The sequence below is a fragment of the Rhodoferax sp. OV413 genome, assembly GCF_900104385.1.
GTDB lineage: Bacteria > Pseudomonadota > Gammaproteobacteria > Burkholderiales > Burkholderiaceae_C > Rhodoferax_B.
This window is the reverse complement of record NZ_FNJA01000006.1, coordinates 175,114-198,399: the sequence shown is the minus strand read 5'-3', so window position 1 is coordinate 198,399 and position 23,286 is coordinate 175,114. Positions and strand designations below refer to the sequence as shown.

The window sequence follows — 23,286 nt, the reverse complement described above, 5'->3', positions numbered from 1 at the left end:
GACCACTGGAGCACCCCATGAAGGGTATTCTCGAATTTCTACTCGCTAAATCGGGCCCGAAGCCCGAGTCCGCCACGCCCGATTCGGTGCTCTTCACCACGGCCTTCAACGGCCAGAATGTGGACCCGTCGATGCTGGTGCCTTGGGACGCCCGCGCGGTCGAGGTCGGCGCCAAGCGCCTTCCGTCCGGCAACAGTGTGAAACTACTGCAGACCCTGTGGGCCAAGGACAAGAACATGGCGCAGCTGGATGCAGCCTCCATCGAACGCATGGAGCGCTTCTTCCAGTTTGCACTGGTGCCTGGCGGGCGCGACATCATTCGCCAGGGCGAATACGGCAACTTCATGGTGGTGCTGCTCAAAGGCACGATCGCGGTGGACCGCCTACAGCCCTGGGGCGAACACCTGCGGCTGGCCGAAACCAAGCCCGGCGACATCCTGGGCGAAATGTCCTTGCTCGACAGCGGCATCCGCTTCTCGGCCTGCACCACGCTGGACGACTGCGAAATCGCCGCGCTCAGCGCCGAGTCGATGGATGACATGATGAACACCGACCCCCGGCTGGCGGCCAGCCTGATCGCCTTACTCGCACGCAAACTGTCCCTCAGGCTGCGCGCCATCAGCGCCCGCTTCAGCGACCGTCCCAACTAGCAGGGCCCATACGATGGAACGCGACCAAGCCAGCAAGTTCATTAACGACCTCCTGAAGTTGATGGTCAGCCGCAACGGCAGTGACTTGTTTATTACCTCCGAATTTCCACCCGGCATCAAGGTGGACGGACGCCTGACCAAGGTATCGCCCCAGCCGCTGAGCGCCGCCCACACGCTGGCGCTGGCCCGCGCGGTGATGAACGACAAACAAGCCGCCGAATTCGAGCGCACCAAGGAATGCAATTTCGCCATCGCCCCCGCCGGCATCGGCCGCTTCCGCGTCAATGCCTTCGTGCAGCAAGGCAAGGTCGGCATGGTGCTGCGGGTGATTCCGGTGGCCATCCCCACCATCGACGGCCTGGCTTTGCCGCAAGTGCTGAAGGACGTGGTGATGACCGCGCGTGGCCTGTGCATCCTGGTCGGCGGCACCGGTTGCGGCAAGTCGACCACCCTGGCGGCCATGGTCGACTGGCGTAACGACAACTCGTTTGGCCACATCATCACCATCGAAGACCCAGTCGAGTTCGTGCACGCCCACAAGAACTGCGTGGTGACCCAGCGCGAAGTCGGCCTGGATACCGACAGCTGGGATAACGCCCTGAAGAACTCGCTGCGCCAGGCGCCCGACGTGATCCTGATGGGCGAAATCCGCGACCGCACGACCATGGAACACGCAATCGCATTCTCCGAAACCGGCCACCTGTGCCTGGCTACGCTGCATGCCAACAACGCCAACCAGGCGCTGGACCGGATTCTCAACTTCTTCCCCGAAGAGCGCCGCCCGCAGCTGCTGATGGACTTGTCGCTGAATCTGCGCTCCATCGTGTCGCAACGCCTGATCCCGCGGCAAGATGGCAAAGGCCGCGCCGCCGCCATCGAGATCCTGCTGAACACCCCGCTGATCTCCGATCTGGTGTTCAAGGGCGAGGTCTCCGAGATCAAGGAGATCATGAAGAAGAGCCGCAACCTGGGCATGCAGACCTTCGACCAGGCGCTGTTCGACGCCTACGAAAACCAGCTGATCAGTTACGAAGATGCGCTGCGCAACGCCGACTCCCTCAACGACCTGCGGCTGCAGATCAAGCTCAACAGCCAGCGCGCCAAAACCCAGGATCTGGCTGCGGGTACCGAGCATTTCGCAATCGTTTAGGCTCACCCCCAGGCTCCACACTACGTGTTTCCGCCCACCCCCTTGCAGGGGGCAACACCAGCAGCCTGGCAAAGCCAGCTCTGCGGTGTTTCTGGAAGGCCTGCGTTCTGTCTTTTAGTTCCATCCTTTGATTGATATGTCCAGCACCAACCCCAAAACCTACGCTCCCGTTCCTTCCAAAAAAGTCGCCTTTCTCGGCCTGGGCGTCATGGGCTATCCCATGGCCGCACACCTGGCGCTGGCGGGCCACCAGGTCACGGTGTACAACCGTACCACTACAAAATCCATAGCATGGTGCGCAGAGTATGCAAGCACCAGCGCCCCAAAACATGCTGAAACACCACGCTTGGCCGCCATCGGCGCCGACATCGTGTTCTGCTGCGTCGGCAACGACGACGACCTGCGCTCGGTCACGCTGGGGGCCGACGGCGCCTTTGCTGGCATGGCGCCGGGCGCGATCTTTGTCGACCACACCACGGCCTCGGCCCAGATCGCCCGCGAACTCGACAGCGCCGCCCGCACCCTGGGCCTGCGCTTCATCGATGCACCGGTCTCCGGCGGCCAGGCGGGTGCGCAAAACGGCATGCTGACCGTGATGTGCGGCGGCGACCAGGCGGCGTTTGACGCGATCGCCCCCACCGCCATGGCTTTCTCGCGCGCCTGCACCCGGGTCGGCGACAGCGGTGCCGGCCAGCTGGCCAAGATGGTCAACCAGATCTGCATCGCCGGCCTGGTGCAAGGCCTGAGCGAAGCCGTGGCCTTTGGCCAGCACGCCGGGCTCGACATGCTGCAGGTGCTCGAAGTCATCGGAAAGGGCGCTGCCCAGAGCTGGCAGCTGGACAACCGTGGCAAGACCATGGTGGCCGGCCAATTCGAATTTGGCTTTGCGGTGGACTGGATGCGCAAGGACCTGGGCCTGGTGCTCGACGAAGCCAAGCGCAACGGCTCGCGGCTGCCGGTCACCGCCTTGGTGGACCAGTTCTACGCCGACGTGCAGCAGATGGGCGGCCAGCGCTGGGATACGTCCAGCCTGATCAAACGATTGAAATAAGCACCCCCCTTTGCCCATGGCGGGCAAGGGTGCAACGCATACCGCCTGACGGCGGCAGCTTGCGCTTAATTTGTGGCTGGCGTGGGGGTGGCCGAGGTCACAGGCGCTGGCTTGGGGGTCAGGCCCTGCAGCTCTTCTTCGGTCAGGATGTCGAACACCCGCACCACTTTTTGCACGCCACTGACGCTGCGCGCCAGGTCGGTGGCGCGGTTGGCTTCGCGCAGGGAAACACGGCCCATCAGGTAGACCACGCCGCGCTCGGTGATGACCTTCATGGTGTTGGACTGCACGTCGCGCGCATCCACCAGCGTGGCCTTGACCTTGCCGGTGATTAACGTGTCGGACGAGCGCTGCGACAGCGACGACGCGCCCAGCACCGCCACTTCATTGACGACGGAACGCACGTTCTCCACCTTCAGCACCAGGTCTTGCAGCTTCGCCTGGTCGGCGGCGTTCGGCACCTCGCCGGTCAACAGCACCTGGCGGTTGTAGCTGGTCACATTGACATGGGCGCGCTCGCCCAGGGCTTGGGCGATCCGGTTGTTGGCACGCAGCTCGATGCCTTCGTCTTCCAGCTGGGCGCCGGAGGTGCGCCGGTCAGTCGCCACCAGGGCGCCACCCACGGCCGCCCCGCCCATCACCAGGGGGATGCACCCGGAGATGCTGGTGGCCAGAACCACCGCCGTGGTGGCGGTCAAGAGAAAACGCTGCATGGTGACTTTCATTGGGGCGACTCCAGGTCGCCCAGGAGTTGGGAGTCCACGCCGTCGCACAAGCAGTGCAGTACCAGCAAATGGACTTCTTGGATACGCGCCGTACGGTCGTGCGGCACGCAGATATGTACATCGGTCTCGCGCAAAGCAGCGCCCATCTTGCCGCCGCCCTTGCCGGTCAGCGCCACCACGGTCATCTCGCGCTCGTGGGCGGCTTCGATCGCCAGCAGCACGTTCTTCGAGTTGCCGCTGGTGGTGATGGCCAGCAGCACGTCACCGGGCAGGCCCAGCGCGCGCACCTGCTTGGCAAAGATCACGTCGAAGTTGTAGTCGTTGCCGATGGCCGTGATGATGGAGCTGTCGGTAGTCAAGGCTATCGCGCCCAGCTCGGGCCGCTCACGCTCGAAGCGGCCGACGAACTCGGCCGCGAAATGCTGGGCATCGGCCGCCGAACCGCCATTGCCACAGGCCAGCACCTTGCCACCGCTGGTGACACTGGCCAGCATCGCCTGGATGCCCGCGGCGATAGGTTTGCTGAGCGGCTGCGCCGACTGGTACTTCAGGTCGGCGCTGTCAATGAAATGTTGCTGAATGCGTTGTTCAATCATGGTGCGGAATGATACCTGTGCTGTATGAGGCGGTTTGTAAACGAAAGTTCAGCCTGCATCGAAGGCAGCGCGCAGCCACTCTATGCCCGCGTACTCGATCAGCACCACGTCGAACCGGCAGGGCGGCGGGGTGTGCAGGCGCAGCAGATAGCTGCGGGCGGCGAACACAATGCGCTTTTGCTTGGTGGCGCTGATGCTGGCCGCGGCCCCGCCAAAGGCTGCGCTGGCGCGCTGGCGCACCTCGACAAACACTACCGTGCCGTCGGGTTCGCGCATCACCAGGTCGATTTCGCCGCCGCCGCGCCCAGGCGTCCGATAATTGCGCTCCAGCAGACGCAGGCCCTGGGCCTGCAAATGCGCCAGCGCCCGGTCTTCGGCCGCATCACCGGCTTGCTTGGTGGTCGGCGTGGCCAGACCCATCTTTTTGAGGAATCCCATTGAGCGCTTCTTTTGCCTCCGCCTTGAGTGCCGCGCACGAGGCCGCAGCTTCGCAGCATTATCCGGCCGGCACGCTGTACATCGTGGCCACGCCCATCGGCAATTTGTGCGACATCAGCCTGCGCGCCCTGCATGTGTTGGGCCTGGTGGACACGATTGCCTGCGAGGACACGCGCCACACCCAGGCCCTGCTGCGCGCCTACGGCATCGACAAGCCCAACGCCCAGCTGCTGGCCGTGCACCAGCACAACGAGACCGAAGCTGCGCAGAACGTGGTGCGCCGGCTGCAGCAGGGCGAACGCATCGCCTACGCCAGCGACGCCGGCACGCCAGCCATCAGCGACCCCGGCGCGCGGGTGGTGGCGGCTGCACGGGCCGTCGGCATCCCGGTGGTGCCGCTGCCCGGCGCCAGCAGTATCACGGCGGCGCTGAGTGCCGCCGGCATCGTGCAAGACACAGGCTTTGTGTTCACCGGCTTCCTGCCCAGCAAGGCCACCGAACGCGATACCGCCGCCCAGGGCCTGCTGGCCGAGCCGCGGGCCGTGGTGCTGCTGGAAGCCCCGCACCGCATCGAAGCCCTGGCGCGCAGCCTGGCCTGCCTGGGCGACCGCCCGGTGACGGTGGCGCGCGAGCTGACCAAGCAGTTTGAAGAAATCGCCACCGTGCCGGCCCAGCAGCTCAGCACCTGGCTGGCCGCCCAGTCCTCGCGCACCCGGGGGGAATTTGTGGTGGTGGTGCACCCTGCCCCACCGGCCGAAGCGCCGGCCCAGGATCTGCGGGTACTGAAGCTGCTGCTGGCAGCGCTGCCGCTGAAAACCGCGGTGCAGCTGTGTACCGACATCACCGGCCAGCCACGCAAAGTCTTGTACAGCGCCGCGCTGGCCCTGAAGCCAGAGGCGACTGAAGACTCCTGAATTGATAGCTGCTAGCGCAGGTACTACCTGCGCTACAGCCTTATTTCTTATAAATTTACTTGCGCGGCCAGAGAAAGCTCAGCGGCTGGCGGCGCAGGCGCTGCAGCACGGCCGAACGCAGCCGCTGGCGGTCCAGCCCGCTGACGCTGTGCGCACCCAAGGCCAGCTGCAACGCCAGGTAGAAGCTGACGGTCAGGTTCAGCAAGCCGATCAGCGGAATCGCCCCCACGCACCACCAGAAGATCGACATCTTCCACACCGGCAGACCGTAGGCCGCGGCGGCGGCGGCCAGCTGGCCGGTGGACAGGGTGACGTGGCGCGCCTCCAGCCCCAGGCCGACAAAGGCCAGCACCGGCGGCAGCAGGCCCAGCATCAAGCCCAGCGAGATATTCGAGGCAAAGCCCGAGATGTGTTCGCGCATGAAATGCGCCCAGCGGTCGGCCCGCACCGAGCCCAGCACACGCGTGATACGCGGGTTGTAGCGCAACGCCGAGTCCAGGCGGTGCAGCACAAACCAGTTCTCCACCGCCCCGGCGATCAGGCTGGCGGCAAATAGCAGCACCCCGGTAAACGCGGCAAACAGCAAGGTGCTGGGGTTCAGCAGGCTCAGGGTCTGGAACACATGCTCGGCATCGACCCGGCTGATCATCGGCTTGCCACTGGCCCACAGCATGGCCGCGCTGATCAGCAGCACGCAGGGCGTGACCATGCCGACGTTGCCGATCACCGCGGCCACCTGGGAGCGCACCAAGTGCGTCACCTCGTCGACGAAGTCTTCAATCGCGTCGCTGGTTTTCAAGTCCTTCAGCTTGGCGGCCATGGCCGGCGCGGTCATGGCCGGCTGCTTGGTGGCCAGGGTCCAGTGCATCAGCTGGATCATCACAAAGCTGGCCGCATACATCACCCCTGAAAGCATGCCGGCCCAGAAGGCCGTCATGCCCATGGCGGTGATCAAGAACTTCAGCAGCGTAGTCAGCGACGTAGCCGCGCCACCGCCGGCCGCCTTGGCCAGCATGCCGCGGTACTCGGCACGGTCGCGGGTGATGTAGTGCTCGCCGGTTTCGGCGCTGCGCTCGGTCACCTTGGCGGCCAGCATGGACGCATTGGCGCGCACCAGCGAACGCAGGCTGCGCCGCTCCTGCCCGGCCTCGGTCAGCCGCGACACCAGGCGCGCGGCACTGGCCTCGGGCGTGCTGGACAGCAGACAGTCCATCAGGTCGCGCACCCGCAGCAGGCGTTCGCGCAGCTGGCGCAGGATGAACACCAGGTTCACCGAAATCCCGTGGTCGTTCAAATGCGGGTAGACGCTGGCCGCGGCCTGGCGGCACAGCTCCAGCCGTTCTCGCAAACGCTGGGCCGCAGCCTCCAGCTCGGGCAGCTCACGCGGCGTGGCGATAAAAGCCAGGCGCAGGGCTTCCACATCGGCCGGCAGGTTGTTGAAGGGCTCGGCTTGCCGGGCCGCCACGCTCATGCGCAGGCGCAGCTCGGATGCCACCCCGGTCGCCAGAATCTGGCTGGCGCAGAACGTGATGGCCTGCAGCAGCTCGTCCTGCCACAGCGTGACGCCGGGCGTGCGCGAGGGCGAGGACAGCAGGTTGCCGATGCGCTGCAGGCTGACGTCGTCCAGTGCCGACAGCCAGGCTGCGTCCTGGGCCGACGTAAAGGCCAGGTTGAACAGCTCGCCGGCATCGGTGGTCTCGGGTGTGCCCGGCAGGATTTTGCAGCGCACGCGGTCGACGAACTCGCTGAAGAAAGCCGTGCGCGGGGAGAAGCCGTGGTCCGACAGCACCATGGTGCTGTCCACGGTTTCGGCCAGTATCCGCCACCATTGGCGCAGGCGTACCTGCAGTTCAGGACGGGACTGCAGCGCCTCGAGAAAGCGCTGGACCCGGGCAACCGAGTCTTCCGGCGACAGCCTGTCGCCACGTATCCAGTCCAGCAAACCGATAAGCCACAGATGGCGCTGCGCCAGTGGCGCGTCGGCATCCAGTGCGTCTAAAAGGGAGGGAAGGGAATGTGTGGTCAATGCGATGGGTGTTCTCTAGGGTTTGTGCCTATTCTAGAGAAGATGGTGCGGCTGGCGGGGATCGAACCCACGACCCTTGGCTTCGGAGGCCAATACTCTATCCACTGAGCTACAGCCGCAACGCCAGCGATTGTAGCCGCTGCCCGGTGGTCCCCATTTCAACGCAGAAAGTGGCTCCCCATGGGGCTTGCCAAGGGGTGACGGTTATACTCGCGGGCTAATTAAAGCCCCCCGAATTTTTGAGGACACCATGAGCGCCAATCCCCATGATCATGCGGCCGAAGAAGCCCATACTGGCCCGATAAAAAACCCCAAGCAACTGCTCGTCGCGGTGTTTTTCTCGTTTGTGGTGCCGATCTTCATCATCATCGGCCTGGTGTACTACGTCGTCTCCGACGCCAAGCCGGCCGGCACCAACTCCGCCGACACCATGGTGCTGGGCGGCATGACCGCAGAATCGCAAAGCCAGGCCGTCGCTGCCCGCATCCAGAAGGTGGGCGTGGTGGAAATCCGCGATGCAAACCGCGAGCTCAAGTCCGGAGAAGAAGTCTTCAAGGCCCAGTGCACCACCTGCCACACCGCAGGCGTGGCCGGTGCGCCCAAGTTTGGCGAAGCCAGCGCCTGGGCGGCCCGCATTGCCACCGGCTACGAGGCCTTGCTGCACTCCGCGCTCAAGGGCAAGGGCGCTATGGGTGCCCAGGGCGGCGGCGACTTTGAAGATACCGAAATCGCCCGCGCCGTGGTCTACATGGCCAATGCCGGCGGTGCCAAGTTCCCGGTGCCGCAAAAGCCCGTGGCTGCAGCGCCCACCGACGCGGCATCGGCTCCACAGTAAATCGAATGGCCCACGTGGCCACCATGACAAAGGCCGGCATTACCGGCCTTTTTTTATGGCTGAATCACGTTCCAGCGCATATCCAACCTGCGCAAGCAGCTATTTTTTATGTAGCAATTGCGGGCTGAGCACATAGCCGAACCGGCTCTCCAGCGTGGCGGCGTCGGCGGGCTGCGGCACCCACAGGCCCTGCTCCACCGCATCGGCGGCATAGGCCATGTCCAGGGTGTGGACCAGGCCAAAGCCCAGATTGGTTTCCAGGTACAGATGGCCGAGTTCGTCCAGCACACAGCGCTGCACCCGGGCTGCCTGTCCGGTATGGGCGGTGATGGCAAAGTCGCTGTGCACGCGCCACACATAGGGCGCGATCTCCAGCTCCACATAGACCCGCTGCGGCCCGTTCTGGAAGAACCAGCAGCCGCGCGCGTCGCTCTCGTAGTTGCGCTGGATGAAGTCGATCAGCTTCTCGTGCTTGAGCAGCGAGCCCCTGCTCTGTGGCGTGCCGCCAGCAGATGCAGCAAACGGCCCGGCGGCCTGGGCCGGGTCGTCGCGCATGTACCAGCCGCCGCGCGCGTCCAGGCCCAGCCAGCCATAGCAGTCGGGCACGTTGGGCCATTTAGCGATGGCTTGTTTGACGATGTCATCCATACATTACTTCACCGATTGGAGCAGCCAGCCGCCGACGGCATCCGGCATGCTGCGCACATGGCCGGGCAGCGGGCCGTGCGGAAAGCCCACATGGCCGCCATGCGCGGGCTGCCACAGCGTGACCTGGTTGCCCACCTCGTCCTGCCGCGGCAGGCTCCAGACCGGCACAAACGGGTCGTTGCGCGCATGGACCACCAGGGTCGGGATGCGGATCTGCGCCAGATGCGGTTTGGCCGAGGCCCGGGCCCAATAGTCTTCGGTGCTGGAGAAACCATGCAGCGGGGCGGTGAACACATTATCGAACTCGTACAAATCCCGCGCTGCCAGCAGTGCTTCGCGGTTGAATAGGCCGGGGTGCTGCTCCAGCTTGCGCAGCGCCTTGGGCTTCATGCTGCGCAGAAACATGCGGGTGTAGATTTGCCGGTTCATGCCGCGGCCTATGGCCCAGCCAGCGGCGGCCAGGTCAGTGGGCGCACACACGGCGGCGATGGCCCGTACCGTCTGGCGCGCCTGGTCACCCATCTCTTCGGCCCAGCGCAGCAAGGCGTTACCGCCCAAGGAGATGCCGACCGCCAGCACCTTGCCACGGTGCCAAGATTTGAGCCGCTTGAGGATCCAGCCGACTTCTTCAAAGTCGCCCGAATGGTAGGCCCGTGGCGCCAGGTTCAGCTCGCCGCTGCAGCCGCGAAAATGCGGCACCACAAAGCCCATGCCATGGGCCCGCGCGAAGTCGGCAAAGGCCTCAGAGTAATGGCTGCCGGACGAGCCCTCCAGCCCATGGAACAGCACCAGCAGAGGCCGGTCGGTATCGCTGGCAGCCGGGTCGGGCACCATGGCGGCGGCGTCGCAGAAGTCGATGTCGATGAAGTCCAGGTCGGGGGTGATCCAGCGCTCGCGCCGGAAATGCGGCTTGGGGCCGAACACGCGGCGCGAATACAAGGCCGGCCAAATGGTTTGCGCCTGCCCACCGGGCAACCACCAGGGCGCTACATAATTCATAGCTTATTGTGCTTTCACCGTATGCGCCAGAGGCTTATTTTTTATAAAAGTAGGTCAGTGCAATAAAGTCGGCGCAGCGTTCTGCTCCAGCATGTCTTGGCCGGTGCCCGGGCTCGCATGGTGGGCCACCATGCGCCAGCCTTGGGCGGTCTTGTGGTACACGTTGGTGGCCACCGCAAAGGCCTCGCGCGGGCCGTCGGCCGTCATCACCTCGATGCGTTCGACCAGGTTGTGCACCGCGCTGCCCAGGGCTTCAACCTTGCGCACATGCTCGGGCCAGGCGCGGATGCGGCCCTGGCTGAACATCGCGTCAAACCCCGCCCGGACCGCCGCCACGCCCACCATGCGCGCGCCACCCGGGTGCACGCAGACGACATCGTCCTCGTCGGCCCAGCAGGCCATGAGCTTGTCGATATCGCCATTTTGTAAGGCATCGTAAAAAGCGGCTTCGGTGTCGTCGGCGCTGCCACCCACGGTGGCCGCTTGGAGTTTGGCTTTGGGCATGGCGTGCAAGGCATTGAGGGTGCTTTGATTTTGCCCTGCTTTGGGGTGGCTGCTCCAGGCATCTGTGCTAAGGTGAAACGCCTATGGGCCAGACGCCCAGACTTACCTAGGAACCCTTATGAAACGCTGGTTACCCGCTCTTTTGCTTGCATTGGCGCTTAGCGGCTGCGGCTACAACGACTTTCAACGGCTGGACGAGCAAAGCAAGGCCGCCTGGAGCGAGGTGCTGAACCAGTACCAGCGCCGCGCCGACCTGGTGCCGAACATCGTGGCCACGGTGAAGGGCGAAGCCGCTTTCGAGCAGGACACCCTGACCAAGGTGGTCGAGGCCCGCGCCAAGGCCACAGCCATCCAGGTCACGCCCGAAACCCTGAACAACCCCGAGGCCTTCGCCAAGTTCCAGGCCGCCCAGGGCGAGCTAGGCAGCGCCCTGAGCCGGCTGATGGTGACGGTGGAGAAATACCCCGACCTGAAGGCCAACAAGGGCTTCAGCGACCTGCGCGTGCAGCTCGAAGGCACGGAGAACCGCATCACCGTAGCCCGCAACCGCTTCATCGGCACCGTGCAGGAATACAACGTGCTGGCGCGCAGCTTCCCCAGCAACCTGACAGCCAAGGTATTTGGCTACCAGCCCAAGCCCAGCTTCACGGTGCAGAACGAGGCCACCATCAGCGCCCCGCCGGTGGTGGACTTCAAAAAGTAAAACTCCATGCTGCTACGCCTGTGTGTTGCGTGCTACTTGGCACTGTTGGGCCTGGTCAGCCACGGCCAAAGCGTGCTGCCCGTACCGGCGCTGACGGGGCACGTGATCGACACCACGGCCACACTCAGCGCGGCGCAGCAGCAGGCGCTGGAAGCCAAGCTGACCGCATTCGAGGCCAGCGCTGGCGCGCAGGTGGTCGTGCTGCTGGTGCCGACCACCCAGCCCGAAGACATCGCCAGCTACGCCAACCGTATCGGCAACGCCTGGAAGATCGGCCGCAAAGACGTAGGCGATGGACTGATCCTGCTGGTCGCCAAGAACGACCGCAAGCTGCGCATCGAAGTCGCCAAGACGCTGGAAGGCGCGGTTCCCGATCTGGCGGCCAAGAACATCATCGATGAAGTGATCACGCCGCGCTTCAAGCAAGGCGACTTCGCAGGCGGCCTGGATGCCGGCGTGGAGCAGATCATGGCGCGCATCAAGGGCGAAGCCCTGCCCGCGCCCAGCGCCCAGCCCACGGGCGGCTTTGAGGGCTTCGACTGGACCGAGCTGCTGGTGTTTGCGGTGTTTGCCCTGCCCATAGGCGCGGCGATGGCCCGCAGCGTGTTCGGCCCCAAGTTCGGCTCGCTGGTGGCCAGTGCGGCGGTCGGCGGCCTGGCCTGGTTCGTCACCACCAGCCTGTTGATTGCCGGCGTGGCCGGGGTCGCGGCCTTGCTGTTCACCCTGGTATCGCGCTTCACGCCCACCTCCCTGGGGCGCGGCTCCAGCTGGGGTGGATCGGGTGGCGGCTTTGGCTCTAGCGGGCGCGGCGGCGGTGGCGGCGGTTTCAGCTCGGGTGGCGGCGGTAATTTTGGCGGCGGCGGCGCCTCGGGGAACTGGTGATGGCGCTCTGGCAAACCGTGTTGCGGATTCTGCAGCACAGCAGCCTGGGCGCCGCCGACGTGCGCCGCGCAGTTCCGCCAGCCCTGCTGGAGCGTCTGGGCCAACGGGTCAGCGCCAGCGAACAAAGGCATACCGGTGAAATCCGCATCTACGTCGAAGCCGGCCTGCCGCTGAGCTATCTGTGGCGCGACGCCGCTGCGCGCGAACGCGCCGTCATGCTATTTGGCAAGCTGCGGGTCTGGGACACCGAGCACAACAACGGTGTGCTGATCTATCTGCTGCTGGCCGAACGGTCCATCGAACTGGTGGCCGACCGTGGCCTGAACCAACGCATCTCGGCACCGGAATGGCAGGCCATGGTCAAGCACCTGGGCACCGCCCTGCAGGCTAGCCACTACGAGGAAGGCCTGACCCAGGCGCTGGAAGAGGTGTCGGCCGCGCTGGTACAGTATTTCCCACTGCAGGCCGGCCAGTTGCGAAGCAACGAGCTCCCGAACTTGCCGCTACTGAACGACGCCGGCTAAGCTCCCGGCTATTCCGCCCAAAGAAAAAGCCGCTCGAAAGCGGCTTTTTTGTGTGCGACAGCAGAGATCAGCGGTTGCGGCGGAATTTGCGCAGGGCCGAAATCTGGGCTGCCATGATGGCCAGCTCGGATTGGGCTTTGGCAATATCCAGTTCGCCTTTGGCGTTGCGCAGAGCTTCCTCGGCAGCCGCCTTGGCGGCATTGGCCTTTTCTTCGTCCAGATCCTTGCCGCGGATCGCCGTGTCAGACAACACGGTCACGCAGTTCGGTTGGATCTCCAGCACGCCACCGGCGACGAAGATGAACTCTTCGGTGCCGTCGGCCTTTTCGATGCGCACCGAACCCGGCTTGATACGGGTGATCAAGGGGGTATGGCGCGGATAAATGCCCAACTCGCCAGATTCACCCGGCAAAGCCACGAAGCGGGCTTCACCGGAGAAGATGGATTCTTCGGCACTGACAACATTCACGTGAATGGTCGACATACGTATCCTTTGGGTTCAGCGTCGGGCAAGAAGGAATTAAACCTTCTTAGCCTTTTCGATGGCTTCGTCGATGGAGCCGACCATGTAGAACGCTTGTTCTGGCATGTGGTCGCATTCGCCGTTGACGATCATCTTGAAACCACGGATGGTTTCCGACAATGGCACGTACTTGCCGGGCGAACCGGTAAACACTTCGGCCACGTGGAACGGCTGGCTCAGGAAACGCTGGATCTTGCGCGCACGGGCCACGGCCAGCTTGTCTTCAGGAGCCAAGTCGTCCATACCCATGATCGCGATGATGTCGCGCAGTTCGCGGTAGCGCTGCAGCGTACCTTGCACGGCACGGGCGGTGTTGTAGTGGTCTTCACCGACGACCAGCGGGTCCAGCTGGCGGCTGGTGGAGTCGAGTGGATCGACCGCAGGGTAGATACCCAGCGAAGCGATATCACGGCTCAACACCACGGTGGAGTCCAAGTGGGCGAAGGTCGTAGCAGGCGATGGATCGGTCAAGTCATCCGCCGGCACGTACACGGCCTGGATGGAGGTGATCGAACCGACCTTGGTCGAGGTAATACGCTCTTGCAGACGGCCCATTTCTTCGGCCAGGGTAGGCTGGTAGCCCACGGCGGAAGGCATACGGCCCAGCAGTGCGGACACTTCGGTTCCGGCCAGGGTGTAGCGGTAGATGTTGTCCACGAAGAACAGCACGTCACGGCCTTCGTCACGGAAGGATTCCGCAATGGTCAGACCGGTCAAAGCCACACGCAGACGGTTGCCTGGGGGCTCGTTCATCTGACCGTAGACCATCGCCACTTTGGACTCAGGCAGGTTCTCGAGGTTCACCACGCCGGAATCGGCCATCTCGTGGTAGAAGTCGTTCCCTTCACGGGTACGCTCACCTACACCAGCAAACACGGACAAACCGCTGTGCGCCTTGGCGATGTTGTTGATCAACTCCATCATGTTCACGGTCTTGCCCACACCGGCACCACCGAACAGACCGACCTTACCGCCCTTGGCGAACGGGCAGATCAAGTCAATCACCTTGATGCCGGTTTCCAGCAGTTCTTGCGAAGGGCTGAGTTCGTCGTAAGCCGGAGCCTTGCGGTGGATGGTGGCCGTCAGTTCCTGGCTGACCGGACCACGTTCGTCGATGGGCGCGCCCAGCACGTCCATGATGCGGCCCAGGGTAGCCTTGCCCACGGGCACGGTGATACCGGCGCCAGTGTTATAGACCACCAAACCGCGGCGCAGGCCGTCGGAAGAACCCAGCGCAATGGTACGGACAATGCCGTCACCCAGCTGCTGTTGCACTTCCAAGGTCAGCGCGGAGCCTTCCATTTTCAGTGCATCGTAAATGCGGGGCATATGGTTGCGCGGGAACTCCACGTCCACCACGGCACCAATACACTGAACAATTTTCCCCTCGACGCGGGAGGTCACTTCTGCATTTTCTTGAGCCATGTTTGCTCCAATAGATTGAATCTTTAAATCGAACGATGACAGACTGGAACGGGAAACGGCTTAAACAGCCGCAGCACCCGCCACAATTTCCGACAGCTCTTTGGTAATTGCAGCTTGGCGGGTCTTGTTGTAGACCAACTTCAACTCGGCAATCACGCTACCTGCGTTATCCGTTGCAGCCTTCATGGCGACCATGCGTGCAGCATGTTCCGACGCCATGTTTTCAGCGACAGCCTGGTAGGCCAGCGCTTCTACGTAACGCACCAAGAGGTCGTCAATCACCGACTGCGCATCCGGTTCGTAGATGTAGTCCCAAGCATGCGCACCCGCAGCCTTGGTTTCCGCCTGCATCTTGGCGGCCGACAAAGGCAGCAACTGCTCAATCACCGGCTCTTGGCGCATGGTGCTGACAAACTTGTTGTACACCAGATGCACGGCACTGATTTCGCCTTTTTCGTAGGCGTCCAGCAGTACCTTCAACGGTCCAATCAACTTGTCCAGATGCGGCTTGTCGCCCAAATGGGTGACATGCGACACCACCTTGGCGCCAATGCGAGTCAGAAAGCCCAAACCCTTGCCACCGATGGCCACCGCCTGCGCGCTATTGCCCGCAGCCTGCGAGTCACGCAGCTTGATGGTCAGGGCGCGAAACAGATTGGTGTTCAAACCACCGCACAAACCTTTATCGGTCGTGATGACCACAAAACCTTCGGCTTTGGCACCGTTGGTTTGCATAAAGGTGTGCACGTACTCCGGATTCGCCTGACCCAGGTTTGCAGCGATGTCACGGATCTTCTCGCTGTACGGACGCGCTGCGCGCATCCGCTCCTGCGCTTTACGCATCTTGGAAACGGAGATCATCTCCATCGCCTTGGTGATCTTCTTGGTGTTTTCCACCGATTTGATCTTGCTGCGTAGTTCCTTGCCTGATGCCATGGGTGGCTCCTAGTTTGGAATTAAGCGAACGTCTTTTTGAACGCGGCCACAGCGGCGAGCAATTCAGCCTCAGCTTCCTTGTCCAGCGCCTTGGAGGCTTCGATCTTTGACAGCAAAGCAGCGTGCTTGTCCTTGAGGTAGGCGTGCAAGCCATGCTCAAACGACAATACCTTCTTGACCGCGATATCGTCCATGAAGCCCTTGTTCACGGCGAACAGCGTGGCGCCCATCAAGGAGATGGACAGCGGGCTGTACTGGGCTTGCTTCAGCAACTCGGTCACGCGTGCGCCGCGGTCCAGTTGCTTGCGGGTGGACTCATCCAGGTCAGAAGCGAACTGGGCGAAAGCCGCCAATTCACGGTACTGCGCCAAGTCGGTACGGATACCGCCGGACTGGCCCTTGATGATCTTGGTCTGAGCAGCGCTACCCACGCGAGACACCGAGATACCGGCGTTGATCGCAGGACGGATGCCGGCGTTGAACAACGAGGTTTCCAGGAAGATCTGACCATCGGTAATCGAGATCACGTTGGTCGGCACGAAGGCAGACACGTCACCGGCTTGCGTTTCAATGATAGGCAGAGCCGTCAAAGAACCGGTCTTGCCCTTGACTTCACCCTTGGTGAAGGCTTCGACGTAGTCGGCGTTCACGCGAGCGGCACGTTCCAGCAAGCGGCTGTGCAGATAGAACACGTCGCCAGGGTAGGCTTCGCGGCCTGGTGGACGGCGCAGCAGCAGGGACACTTGGCGGTAAGCAACGGCTTGCTTGGACAAATCGTCGTACACGATCAGGGCGTCTTGGCCGCGGTCGCGGAAGTACTCGCCCATGGTGCAGCCAGAGTAGGCGCTGACGTACTGCATGGCAGCCGATTCAGAAGCCGAAGCTGCCACCACAATGGTGTATTCCATTGCGCCAGCTTGTTCCAGAGCGCGCACCACGTTCTTGATCGACGAGGCCTTTTGGCCAATCGCGACGTAAACGCAGGACATGTTCTGTCCCTTTTGGTTGATGATGGCGTCGATCGCAACAGCCGTCTTACCGGTCTGGCGGTCACCAATGATCAGTTCGCGCTGGCCACGGCCCACGGGCACCATGGAGTCAATCGACTTCAGGCCGGTTTGCATAGGCTGGTCCACCGATTTACGGGCGATCACGCCCGGTGCGACCTTTTCGATCACGTCGGTGAGCTTGGCGTTGATAGGCCCCTTGCCGTCGATAGGCTGACCCAGGGCGTTCACCACGCGGCCGAGCAGCTCGGGGCCGACCGGCACTTCCAGAATACGACCCGTGCACTTCACGATGTCGCCTTCGGAAATGTGTTCGTACTCACCCAAGATCACGGAACCGACGGAGTCGCGTTCCAGATTCAGGGCCAGGCCGTAGGTGGGTTGCCCGTCGCTGCCGGCGGGGAATTCCAGCATTTCGCCCTGCATCACATCGGAGAGGCCGTGGATGCGGCAGATGCCGTCGGTCACGGACACCACGGTGCCTTGGTTGCGAATATCAACGCTGGCTGTCAAGCCTTCGATGCGGCTCTTGATCAGTTCAGAAATTTCTGCGGGATTGAGTTGCATGACTCTTTCCTTCTCTTTCTTTGGTTAGCAAACAACCGGAGCCACGGGCTCTGGCCGAAAACGCTGGCTGCGACCTTAGGCGGTCAGAGCCAATTTCATATGTTCCAGGCGGGCTTTGATCGAGGTATCCAAAACCTCGTCACCCACCACGACGCGAATTCCGCCAATCAACTCAGGCTGCAAAGCCACCGTGAGATTGAGCTTGCGTCCAAAACGCTTTTCCAGGGCTGACAGTACATTTGCCAGCGCAGCGGCGTCCATCTCGAAAGCACTGAAAACAGTGGCATCCGAAGAGCCGCTCCGCGCATTTTTCAACGTGCGGAACTGTGTGGCGATCTCGGGCAGGGCGTTCAAACGTCCATTTTCAATAGCCATGCGCAAAAAGTTTCTTGCGGCATCGGGCAAGGCCGACTTGGCCACACCCGCGATCACGTCAAACACCTGGCCGACCTCTACCTTGGGGTTGTCGGCAAACTGCAGCAACTGGGGGTTGGCAGCAATTGCCGCCAATTCATCCAGCCATACGGCAGTGCCATCCAAGTCAGAGGAAGTCGCCTTGAACAGCGCCTCGGCGTAGGGACGGGCAATGGTTGCTATTTCAGCCATGGTCGTTCTACTGCTCAGAGTTCAGTTTGGAGTCGGTTCAACAAGTCCGCATGGACACCGGCATTGACTTCCTTGCGGAGAATCTGCTCGGCACCCTTCACAGCCAATGCTGCCACTTGCTCACGCAGGGCTTCACGGGCTTTCACGGTTTGCTGCTCGGCTTCGGCACGGGCTGCTGCCACGATCTTGTTGCCTTCTTCCACCGCGCGGGCTTTCGCCTCTTCGACGATGGCCTGGGCACGGCGATCGGCATCAGCCAAGCGCGATGCGGTCTCGGTGCGCGACTTGGCCAGCTCGTCTTCCACACGCTTGTTGGCGTTGGTCAACTCAGACTTGGCTTTATCGGCGGCAGCAAGGCCGTCAGAGATTTTCTGCGCCCGCTCGTCCAATGCTTTGGTGATCGGAGGCCACACGAATTTCATCGTGAACCACACCAGGATCGCAAAGACAACGGCCTGCAGAAACAGGGTTGAATTAATGTTCACGGCTTAATTCCTTTCGGTCGTGAAAGGGATGCCAACAATTAGATTGCGAAAGGCTTGGCGAAAGCGAACAGCAGGGCAATAGCCACGCCGATCAGGAAAGCCGCGTCGATCAGACCGGCCAAGATGAACATCTTGGTTTGCAGTTCGTTCATCAGTTCAGGCTGGCGTGCCGACGATTCGAGGAACTTGCCGCCCATCAAAGCGATACCGATGGAGGCACCCAGGGCGCCCAGACCAACGATCAAACCACAAGCCAGAGCGACGAGACCGAGAATGTTTTCCATGATTGTTCCTAAAAAGTACAGGTAAAAGAAAAAAGAAAAGCGAAAACGAACCTTAACGCGGTGTTAATGCGCTTCGTGAGACTGGCCCACGTAAATCAGCGTCAACATCATGAAGATGAAGGCCTGCAAGGTGATCACCAGGATGTGGAAGATGCTCCACGCCGTACCGGCAATCACATGCCCAACACCTAGCCAGAACATGCCCTCAGCGGGGTTGAACTGCCAGGCCCACGTGCCGCCCATCAAGGCGATCAACATGAAAACCAATTCACCAGCAAACATATTGCCGAACAAACGCATACCGTGAGAAACCGTCTTTGCCAGGTACTCGATCAACTGCATCAGGAAGTTGATTGGATACAAAAACCAGTGGTCGCCAAACGGTGCTGCAACCAGCTCATGCGCCCAGCCGCCCAGGCCCTTGATCTTGATGTTGTACACCAAGCAAACAAACAGCACGCTGACCGACAAACCCAGGGTGGTCGACAGATCGGCAGTAGGAACCACACGCATATAAGCGTGGTGCGGGTCGCCGCCGGTGGATGCATAGAAATGCTCCCACACTTTGGGCAAGATATCGACCGGCAGCATGTCCATGCCGTTCATCAAGAAGATCCAGACAAACACCGTCAAGGCCAACGGAGCCACCAGCTTGCGGCTCTTGGCGTTGTGGATCACGCCCTTGGCCTGGCTATCGACCATTTCGGTCAGAATTTCTACGGCTGCCTGGAAGCGGCCCGGAACGCCTGACGTGGCTTTGCGCGCAGCGCGCCACAGGAAGAAGCAGCCCACAATGCCCAAAATCACCGAGTACAAAACGGAATCGAGATTAAAGAGGCTGAAATCCACAATGCTGGTTTGCTTGACGCTCTCGAACGAGAAGTCTTTTTGCAAATGTTGCAAATGGTGAACGATGTAATCGCCCGCCTTCGGACCCGTTGTAGCAGCGTGTTCAGCAGCGTTTTCAGTCGACATATTTGAAATCCATCAATCCTGTTAAGCCGTACGTTGGCGCTTGGGGCGAAATAACAGCGCCACCCAAACCACCTTCATTGTCACTACGAAGCCAGCCAACAAGGCTAGCCAATTCAAACCAGAAACCAACCGCGGCGCCGCAAACAACATGGCAACCGTGACGGTGATCTTGACCAACTCCCACACAAAAAAGCCCACCATCGCCGCGCCTGGCACGGTCCGTGCAAGTCTTCCTGTGACCCCTTGCGCAAACAAGGCTGCAGGCACTACAACCGACAGCACACCGTATGCAGCAGACCAACCGTTAGCGGCCTTGCCGGTTAGCAGCCAGGCCGCCAATGCAACCACGCTGCCCACCAAGGCCTGTCCCAGCAACACCCACCACAAAGACAAGGGAGGATTCTGCTGCCGCCACAACTGCGCTTCTGCTGCAGTCAGGGGCTTGAAATCTGCGTCCTCTACCTTATCTTCATCACGGGCATCAAAGTCTGGGACCATTTTCAACTTGTTTTATGACACCCGGGCGCGACTCTGAGCTATTTAGCAAAGCCTACTATTATACGTAGAAACCCCTTAAATTAGCCACCAAAATCTGCATGCGTGCCGTTGGATCAGGCTGCCAGCCTGGTTTTGCAGTGTGCGCTGCGTGCCGTAATGTAAAGCACGACGGCAGACTCTACCCCCAGTCGCCGCATGCACACCCCAAAAATCGCCACCCTGTTTCGTACACACCGCTGCTGGAACGCGCTAGGACTGGCCCTCGGCCTCGCCGGTTGCCAAGCACCCAACCTGCCCGCCTCCGCCATGCAGCACCACACGCCAACCGGCTTCAAGAACAACTACACCGATGCCATTCCAGGCTCGATGTCCGACCTGCTGCGCTGGAAATCCAACGCCTGGCGCCACAACCTGCCACCGCCGCCACAGACTCCCACACCCGTGGTCGCCCCCGACCTGGCGGCCATCCACGCCAATGCGCGCGCCGGTGCAGCCATGCAGCCGGCCATCACCTGGATCGGCCACGCCAGCATGCTGGTGCAGGCCAGCGGGCTGAATGTGCTCACCGATCCGGTGTTCAGCGAACGCGCCTCGCCAGTGCAGTTCGTGGGGCCGCAGCGGGCCCAGCCGCCCGGCGTGGCCATGGCCGATTTGCCACCGATTGACGTGGTGGTGATCTCGCACAACCACTACGACCATTTGGATACGAATGCGGTGCTGGCGCTGAACCAGCGTGCGCAAGACGCTACGCTTTTTATAGTACCCCTGGGTTTGAAGGCCTGGTTTGCCGACCAGGGCATCACCAACGTGGTGGAGCTCGACTGGTGGCAGCAGCACACGGTACAGGGCGTGGAATTCCACCTCACGCCCGTGCAGCACTGGTCGGCCCGCGGCCTGGGTGACCGCTTCCAGACGCTGTGGGGTGGCTGGGCCGTGTTCGGCGCCGACTTCCACTGGTACTTCAGCGGCGACACCGGCTATAGCCAGGATTTCAAGGACACCCGTGCGCATTTCAAGGACCGCAGCCCCGAGGGTTTTGACCTGGCGTTGATCGCCGTTGGCGCCTACGAACCGCGTTGGTTCATGCAGAATCAGCATATCAATCCGGCCGAGGCGGTGCAGATCCACCGCGACCTGCATGCGCAACGCAGCGTCGGCGTGCATTGGGGCACGTTCAACCTCACCGACGAGCCGCTCGACCAGCCGCCCAAAGATCTGGCCGCCGCCCGCCTCGCCCAGGGCGTGGCCGAAGACGATTTCTTTCTGCTGAAAATTGGCGAAACCCGGCGCCTGCCAGCCCGCGCCAGCAGTTCAAAATAAGGCCTCTACTCCCAGCCCCCACCATGCACACCTTGCCCGACTTCCCCTGCTACCTCAACGGCGCCTACACCCCCTTGTGCGACGCCAAAATCAGCGTCATGGACCGCGGCTTCATCTTCGGTGACGGCGTGTACGAAGTGGTGCCGGTCTACGCCGGCCGCCTGTTCCGCTTCGAGCAGCACATGGCGCGGCTCGACCGCAGCCTGCGCGAGCTGCGCATCCCGAACCCACTGACCCAAACCGAATGGCGTGCAATTGCCACTAAATTGGTAGCTGGCCACGCAGCCAGTACTGGCACCAGCGGCCCGAATGGCATTCAGGGCAACCACCTGGTCTACATCCAGATCAGCCGCGGCGTGGCGATGCGCGACCATGCGATGCCGCAGGACATCACGCCCACGGTGTTCGCCATGGCCAACAAGATGAACCTGCCCTCGGCCGCCCAGCGCAGCCAGGGCGTGGCCTGCGTGACGGCCGAAGACTTCCGCTGGGAGAAAGCCCACATCAAGGCCACTAGCCTGCTGGGCGCGGTGTTTGCGCGGCAGATCGGCGTCGATGCCGGCGCAGTCGAGACCGTGATGTTCCGCCATGGCTTTCTCAGCGAGGCCGCCTCCAGCAATGTCTGGCTGGTGAAAAACGGCACCCTGGTCGGCGTACCCAAAGACAACCTGGTGCTCGAAGGCATACGCTTTGGTTTGATGGAAGAAATCTGCCGGGCCCAGGGCATTCCGTTCGAGCTGCGCCGCATCAGCCGCGAAGAGGTGCTCAACGCCGATGAGTTGCTGCTGTCCAGCGCCACCAAGGAAGTGCTGGCCATCACCACGCTGGACGGCCAACCGGTTGCAAACGGCCAACCCGGCCCGATCTACGCCAAACTGTATGCGGGCTATACCGCTGCCACCCAAGCCGCCTAACCAGCACATTCGCACCATGACCACACCTACCACCGAAGCCACCGATCCCGTCGACCCGCGCAAAGACTCGTTGATCGAATACCCCTCGCAGTTCCCCATCAAGGTGATGGGCGCGCAGGCCGAGGGCTTTGTGCACGCCATCACCAGCATCGCCAAACAATTCGACCCCGGCTATGACGCCGCCACGGTCGAGCTGCGCGAGAGCAAGGGCGGCAAATACCTGGGCATCACCATCACCGTCACCGCCACCAGCCGCGAACAGCTCGACGAGCTGTACCGCACGCTGAGCACCCATCCGATGGTGAAGATGGTCTTGTGACGGCCCCGCTGTCCGCCCAGTTGCTGGGCCGCGTGGACTATCTGCCCACCGTGGCCGCCATGCAGGATTTCACTGCCCAGCGCACATCGGATGCGCCGGACCAGCTATGGATTTGTGAGCACCCGCCGGTCTTCACCCAAGGCCTGGCGGGCAAGGCCGAGCACCTGCTGCTGCCCGGCGAGATCCCGGTGGTGCAGACGAATCGCGGCGGCCAGGTCACCTACCACGGCCCCGGCCAGGTGGTGGCGTACCCGCTGCTGGACCTGAAGCGCGCCGGCTATTTCGTCAAGGAATACGTCTACCGGCTGGAAGAAGCCGCCATCCAGACCCTGGTGCATTTCGGCGTTACCGGCCTGCGCGTACCCGGCGCACCAGGCATTTACGTGCGCCTGCAAGACCCGTTCAGCCACGCGCGGCTGGAGGCCGGTTTTACATCCAAAGAGCTGGAAACCAGCCCGACCTACCTGGGCAAGATTGCCGCGCTGGGCATCAAGGTCAGCCGGCATTGCAGCTACCACGGCGTGGCGCTGAATGTGGCCATGGACCTCGAACCCTTTGGCCGCATCAACCCCTGCGGCTATGCAGGCTTGCAGACGGTGGACCTGGCGCAGCTGGGCGTGGACGCGGCCTGGGCCGAAGCCGCCCAGGTGTTTGCCCACAAGCTGGAAAAGTACCTGGCCTAGCCTGTACCCGGCCCCATCCGCACCAAAGCGGGCAAAAAATACACTTCGGCGTCGCAATCCAGCTAGTGCCTGTTTGCCATCGGTCCAAGATGGTGCACC

The 23,286-nt window shown here is 62.3% G+C and carries 28 protein-coding genes and 1 tRNA gene; 12 read left to right on the top strand and 17 right to left on the bottom strand.

Annotation, left to right across the window (positions count from 1 at the left end; translation table 11 throughout):
* Window positions 1-17: 17 nt before the first annotated feature.
* From BLT66_RS19665 to BLT66_RS19655, 3 genes are all read left to right on the top strand, one after another.
* Window positions 18-650, top strand: a complete 633-nt coding sequence (locus BLT66_RS19665; RefSeq protein WP_092760280.1) for a cyclic nucleotide-binding domain-containing protein — start codon at window positions 18-20, stop codon at window positions 648-650.
* Window positions 651-663: 13 nt separating this feature from the next.
* Entirely contained in the window at window positions 664-1,800 is a 1,137-nt protein-coding gene (locus BLT66_RS19660; RefSeq protein ID WP_092760278.1) for a PilT/PilU family type 4a pilus ATPase, read from the top strand.
* A gap of 136 nt (window positions 1,801-1,936) precedes the next feature.
* The gene (locus tag BLT66_RS19655) at window positions 1,937-2,851 is read left to right on the top strand and encodes an NAD(P)-dependent oxidoreductase (protein WP_092760276.1); all 915 of its coding nucleotides are present in this window, start codon (window positions 1,937-1,939) and stop codon (window positions 2,849-2,851) included.
* A gap of 65 nt (window positions 2,852-2,916) precedes the next feature.
* On the opposite strand, the gene BLT66_RS19650 is transcribed toward BLT66_RS19655, so the two are convergent.
* From BLT66_RS19650 to BLT66_RS19640, 3 genes are read right to left on the bottom strand one after another with little or no spacing between them, the layout of a single operon-like run.
* The gene (locus BLT66_RS19650) at window positions 2,917-3,564 is read right to left on the bottom strand and encodes a BON domain-containing protein (RefSeq protein ID WP_255407012.1); all 648 of its coding nucleotides are present in this window, start codon (window positions 3,562-3,564) and stop codon (window positions 2,917-2,919) included.
* 8 nt (window positions 3,565-3,572) lie between these two features.
* Window positions 3,573-4,172, bottom strand: a complete 600-nt coding sequence (locus tag BLT66_RS19645) for a phosphoheptose isomerase (RefSeq protein WP_092760272.1) — start codon at window positions 4,170-4,172, stop codon at window positions 3,573-3,575.
* 48 nt (window positions 4,173-4,220) lie between these two features.
* On the bottom strand, window positions 4,221-4,610 hold the full coding sequence (locus tag BLT66_RS19640; protein WP_092760270.1) for a YraN family protein: 390 nt from the start codon (window positions 4,608-4,610) through the stop codon (window positions 4,221-4,223).
* On the opposite strand from BLT66_RS19640, the gene rsmI reads away from it, so the two are divergent.
* Window positions 4,610-5,524 carry a 16S rRNA (cytidine(1402)-2'-O)-methyltransferase gene (gene rsmI / locus BLT66_RS19635; RefSeq protein WP_092760268.1) on the top strand — a complete coding sequence of 305 codons (915 nt, stop codon included), beginning with the start codon at window positions 4,610-4,612 and terminating at the stop codon, window positions 5,522-5,524. The genes BLT66_RS19640 and rsmI overlap by 1 nt on opposite strands.
* A 55-nt stretch (window positions 5,525-5,579) precedes the next feature.
* Here the strand turns inward: rsmI and BLT66_RS19630 are convergent, their stop codons facing one another.
* Together BLT66_RS19630 and BLT66_RS19625 are read right to left on the bottom strand one after the other, a co-directional pair.
* A complete protein-coding gene (locus BLT66_RS19630) occupies window positions 5,580-7,550 on the bottom strand; it encodes a site-specific recombinase (RefSeq protein WP_092760266.1) in 1,971 nt (656 codons plus the stop codon).
* Between the two features lie 43 nt (window positions 7,551-7,593).
* Window positions 7,594-7,669 (bottom strand) — tRNA-Arg (locus BLT66_RS19625).
* A 131-nt stretch (window positions 7,670-7,800) separates the two neighbouring features.
* Between BLT66_RS19625 and BLT66_RS19620 the strand changes: the two genes are divergently transcribed.
* Window positions 7,801-8,385: a c-type cytochrome gene (locus BLT66_RS19620; RefSeq protein ID WP_092760264.1), complete on the top strand. Its 585-nt coding sequence runs from the start codon at window positions 7,801-7,803 to the stop codon at window positions 8,383-8,385.
* Between the two features lie 99 nt (window positions 8,386-8,484).
* On the opposite strand, the gene BLT66_RS19615 is transcribed toward BLT66_RS19620, so the two are convergent.
* From BLT66_RS19615 to BLT66_RS19605, 3 genes are read right to left on the bottom strand one after another with little or no spacing between them, the layout of a single operon-like run.
* Window positions 8,485-9,033, bottom strand: a complete 549-nt coding sequence (locus BLT66_RS19615; RefSeq protein ID WP_092760262.1) for a DUF2946 family protein — start codon at window positions 9,031-9,033, stop codon at window positions 8,485-8,487.
* Window positions 9,034-9,036: 3 nt separating this feature from the next.
* Window positions 9,037-10,032 carry a YheT family hydrolase gene (locus BLT66_RS19610; protein WP_092760260.1) on the bottom strand — a complete coding sequence of 332 codons (996 nt, stop codon included), beginning with the start codon at window positions 10,030-10,032 and terminating at the stop codon, window positions 9,037-9,039.
* A 54-nt stretch (window positions 10,033-10,086) separates the two neighbouring features.
* Window positions 10,087-10,536 carry a YybH family protein gene (locus BLT66_RS19605; protein ID WP_092760258.1) on the bottom strand — a complete coding sequence of 150 codons (450 nt, stop codon included), beginning with the start codon at window positions 10,534-10,536 and terminating at the stop codon, window positions 10,087-10,089.
* Between the two features lie 118 nt (window positions 10,537-10,654).
* Between BLT66_RS19605 and BLT66_RS19600 the strand changes: the two genes are divergently transcribed.
* Genes BLT66_RS19600 through BLT66_RS19590 form a run of 3 tightly spaced genes read left to right on the top strand, consistent with a single transcriptional unit; the run spans window position 10,655 to window position 12,645 of the window.
* Window positions 10,655-11,239, top strand: coding sequence for a LemA family protein (locus BLT66_RS19600; RefSeq protein WP_092760256.1), 585 nt, complete (start codon window positions 10,655-10,657; stop codon window positions 11,237-11,239).
* A 6-nt stretch (window positions 11,240-11,245) separates the two neighbouring features.
* The gene (locus BLT66_RS19595) at window positions 11,246-12,121 is read left to right on the top strand and encodes a TPM domain-containing protein (RefSeq protein ID WP_092760254.1); all 876 of its coding nucleotides are present in this window, start codon (window positions 11,246-11,248) and stop codon (window positions 12,119-12,121) included.
* Complete coding sequence (locus BLT66_RS19590) at window positions 12,121-12,645, top strand: TPM domain-containing protein (protein ID WP_092760252.1); 525 nt, start codon at window positions 12,121-12,123, stop codon at window positions 12,643-12,645. The genes BLT66_RS19595 and BLT66_RS19590 overlap by 1 nt, the downstream gene beginning before the upstream one ends.
* Before the next feature lie 67 nt (window positions 12,646-12,712).
* Here BLT66_RS19590 and BLT66_RS19585 read toward each other — a convergent pair whose 3' ends face one another.
* From BLT66_RS19585 to BLT66_RS19545, 9 genes are all read right to left on the bottom strand, one after another.
* Window positions 12,713-13,129: a F0F1 ATP synthase subunit epsilon gene (locus BLT66_RS19585; protein ID WP_092760250.1), complete on the bottom strand. Its 417-nt coding sequence runs from the start codon at window positions 13,127-13,129 to the stop codon at window positions 12,713-12,715.
* Between the two features lie 36 nt (window positions 13,130-13,165).
* Window positions 13,166-14,593 carry a F0F1 ATP synthase subunit beta gene (atpD, locus tag BLT66_RS19580; protein ID WP_092760248.1) on the bottom strand — a complete coding sequence of 476 codons (1,428 nt, stop codon included), beginning with the start codon at window positions 14,591-14,593 and terminating at the stop codon, window positions 13,166-13,168.
* A gap of 60 nt (window positions 14,594-14,653) precedes the next feature.
* Window positions 14,654-15,529 carry a F0F1 ATP synthase subunit gamma gene (atpG, locus tag BLT66_RS19575; RefSeq protein ID WP_092760246.1) on the bottom strand — a complete coding sequence of 292 codons (876 nt, stop codon included), beginning with the start codon at window positions 15,527-15,529 and terminating at the stop codon, window positions 14,654-14,656.
* Between the two features lie 20 nt (window positions 15,530-15,549).
* Window positions 15,550-17,103: a F0F1 ATP synthase subunit alpha gene (atpA, locus tag BLT66_RS19570; RefSeq protein ID WP_092760244.1), complete on the bottom strand. Its 1,554-nt coding sequence runs from the start codon at window positions 17,101-17,103 to the stop codon at window positions 15,550-15,552.
* A 75-nt stretch (window positions 17,104-17,178) separates the two neighbouring features.
* Window positions 17,179-17,709 (bottom strand): F0F1 ATP synthase subunit delta, encoded by a 531-nt coding sequence (locus BLT66_RS19565; RefSeq protein WP_092760242.1) that lies wholly within the window; start codon window positions 17,707-17,709, stop codon window positions 17,179-17,181.
* A gap of 14 nt (window positions 17,710-17,723) precedes the next feature.
* The gene (locus BLT66_RS19560; protein WP_092760240.1) at window positions 17,724-18,194 is read right to left on the bottom strand and encodes a F0F1 ATP synthase subunit B; all 471 of its coding nucleotides are present in this window, start codon (window positions 18,192-18,194) and stop codon (window positions 17,724-17,726) included.
* 38 nt (window positions 18,195-18,232) lie between these two features.
* Window positions 18,233-18,478 carry a F0F1 ATP synthase subunit C gene (gene atpE, locus BLT66_RS19555; RefSeq protein ID WP_058721792.1) on the bottom strand — a complete coding sequence of 82 codons (246 nt, stop codon included), beginning with the start codon at window positions 18,476-18,478 and terminating at the stop codon, window positions 18,233-18,235.
* A gap of 63 nt (window positions 18,479-18,541) precedes the next feature.
* Window positions 18,542-19,453, bottom strand: coding sequence for a F0F1 ATP synthase subunit A (atpB, locus tag BLT66_RS19550; protein WP_092760238.1), 912 nt, complete (start codon window positions 19,451-19,453; stop codon window positions 18,542-18,544).
* Window positions 19,454-19,474: 21 nt separating this feature from the next.
* Entirely contained in the window at window positions 19,475-19,951 is a 477-nt protein-coding gene (locus tag BLT66_RS19545; RefSeq protein ID WP_092760236.1) for an ATP synthase subunit I, read from the bottom strand.
* A gap of 195 nt (window positions 19,952-20,146) precedes the next feature.
* Between BLT66_RS19545 and BLT66_RS19540 the strand changes: the two genes are divergently transcribed.
* Genes BLT66_RS19540 through lipB form a run of 4 tightly spaced genes read left to right on the top strand, consistent with a single transcriptional unit; the run spans window position 20,147 to window position 23,187 of the window.
* A complete protein-coding gene (locus tag BLT66_RS19540; protein WP_092760234.1) occupies window positions 20,147-21,271 on the top strand; it encodes an MBL fold metallo-hydrolase in 1,125 nt (374 codons plus the stop codon).
* A gap of 23 nt (window positions 21,272-21,294) precedes the next feature.
* The gene (locus BLT66_RS19535; RefSeq protein ID WP_092760232.1) at window positions 21,295-22,185 is read left to right on the top strand and encodes a D-amino acid aminotransferase; all 891 of its coding nucleotides are present in this window, start codon (window positions 21,295-21,297) and stop codon (window positions 22,183-22,185) included.
* Window positions 22,186-22,201: 16 nt separating this feature from the next.
* A complete protein-coding gene (locus BLT66_RS19530; RefSeq protein WP_092760695.1) occupies window positions 22,202-22,504 on the top strand; it encodes an HP0495 family protein in 303 nt (100 codons plus the stop codon).
* Window positions 22,505-22,563: 59 nt separating this feature from the next.
* Window positions 22,564-23,187, top strand: a complete 624-nt coding sequence (gene lipB, locus BLT66_RS19525) for a lipoyl(octanoyl) transferase LipB (RefSeq protein WP_255407022.1) — start codon at window positions 22,564-22,566, stop codon at window positions 23,185-23,187.
* Window positions 23,188-23,286 lie beyond the last annotated feature (99 nt).

Coding starts and splice junctions, on each gene's coding strand:
- BLT66_RS19640 (WP_092760270.1), bottom strand. CDS start 4,610: ATGGGATTCCTCAAAAAGATGGGTCTGGCCACGCCGACCACCAAGCAA.
- BLT66_RS19650 (WP_255407012.1), bottom strand. CDS start 3,564: ATGCAGCGTTTTCTCTTGACCGCCACCACGGCGGTGGTTCTGGCCACC.
- lipB (WP_255407022.1), top strand. CDS start 22,564: ATGCAGGATTTCACTGCCCAGCGCACATCGGATGCGCCGGACCAGCTA.
- BLT66_RS19660 (WP_092760278.1), top strand. CDS start 664: ATGGAACGCGACCAAGCCAGCAAGTTCATTAACGACCTCCTGAAGTTG.
- atpD (WP_092760248.1), bottom strand. CDS start 14,593: ATGGCTCAAGAAAATGCAGAAGTGACCTCCCGCGTCGAGGGGAAAATT.
- BLT66_RS19540 (WP_092760234.1), top strand. CDS start 20,147: ATGCACACCCCAAAAATCGCCACCCTGTTTCGTACACACCGCTGCTGG.
- BLT66_RS19585 (WP_092760250.1), bottom strand. CDS start 13,129: ATGTCGACCATTCACGTGAATGTTGTCAGTGCCGAAGAATCCATCTTC.
- BLT66_RS19610 (WP_092760260.1), bottom strand. CDS start 10,032: ATGAATTATGTAGCGCCCTGGTGGTTGCCCGGTGGGCAGGCGCAAACC.
- atpE (WP_058721792.1), bottom strand. CDS start 18,478: ATGGAAAACATTCTCGGTCTCGTCGCTCTGGCTTGTGGTTTGATCGTT.
- BLT66_RS19655 (WP_092760276.1), top strand. CDS start 1,937: ATGTCCAGCACCAACCCCAAAACCTACGCTCCCGTTCCTTCCAAAAAA.
- BLT66_RS19545 (WP_092760236.1), bottom strand. CDS start 19,951: ATGGTCCCAGACTTTGATGCCCGTGATGAAGATAAGGTAGAGGACGCA.
- BLT66_RS19605 (WP_092760258.1), bottom strand. CDS start 10,536: ATGCCCAAAGCCAAACTCCAAGCGGCCACCGTGGGTGGCAGCGCCGAC.
- BLT66_RS19590 (WP_092760252.1), top strand. CDS start 12,121: ATGGCGCTCTGGCAAACCGTGTTGCGGATTCTGCAGCACAGCAGCCTG.
- atpG (WP_092760246.1), bottom strand. CDS start 15,529: ATGGCATCAGGCAAGGAACTACGCAGCAAGATCAAATCGGTGGAAAAC.
- BLT66_RS19535 (WP_092760232.1), top strand. CDS start 21,295: ATGCACACCTTGCCCGACTTCCCCTGCTACCTCAACGGCGCCTACACC.
- BLT66_RS19530 (WP_092760695.1), top strand. CDS start 22,202: ATGACCACACCTACCACCGAAGCCACCGATCCCGTCGACCCGCGCAAA.
- atpB (WP_092760238.1), bottom strand. CDS start 19,453: ATGTCGACTGAAAACGCTGCTGAACACGCTGCTACAACGGGTCCGAAG.
- atpA (WP_092760244.1), bottom strand. CDS start 17,103: ATGCAACTCAATCCCGCAGAAATTTCTGAACTGATCAAGAGCCGCATC.
- BLT66_RS19645 (WP_092760272.1), bottom strand. CDS start 4,172: ATGATTGAACAACGCATTCAGCAACATTTCATTGACAGCGCCGACCTG.
- BLT66_RS19620 (WP_092760264.1), top strand. CDS start 7,801: ATGAGCGCCAATCCCCATGATCATGCGGCCGAAGAAGCCCATACTGGC.
- BLT66_RS19595 (WP_092760254.1), top strand. CDS start 11,246: ATGCTGCTACGCCTGTGTGTTGCGTGCTACTTGGCACTGTTGGGCCTG.
- BLT66_RS19600 (WP_092760256.1), top strand. CDS start 10,655: ATGAAACGCTGGTTACCCGCTCTTTTGCTTGCATTGGCGCTTAGCGGC.
- BLT66_RS19615 (WP_092760262.1), bottom strand. CDS start 9,033: ATGGATGACATCGTCAAACAAGCCATCGCTAAATGGCCCAACGTGCCC.
- BLT66_RS19665 (WP_092760280.1), top strand. CDS start 18: ATGAAGGGTATTCTCGAATTTCTACTCGCTAAATCGGGCCCGAAGCCC.
- BLT66_RS19565 (WP_092760242.1), bottom strand. CDS start 17,709: ATGGCTGAAATAGCAACCATTGCCCGTCCCTACGCCGAGGCGCTGTTC.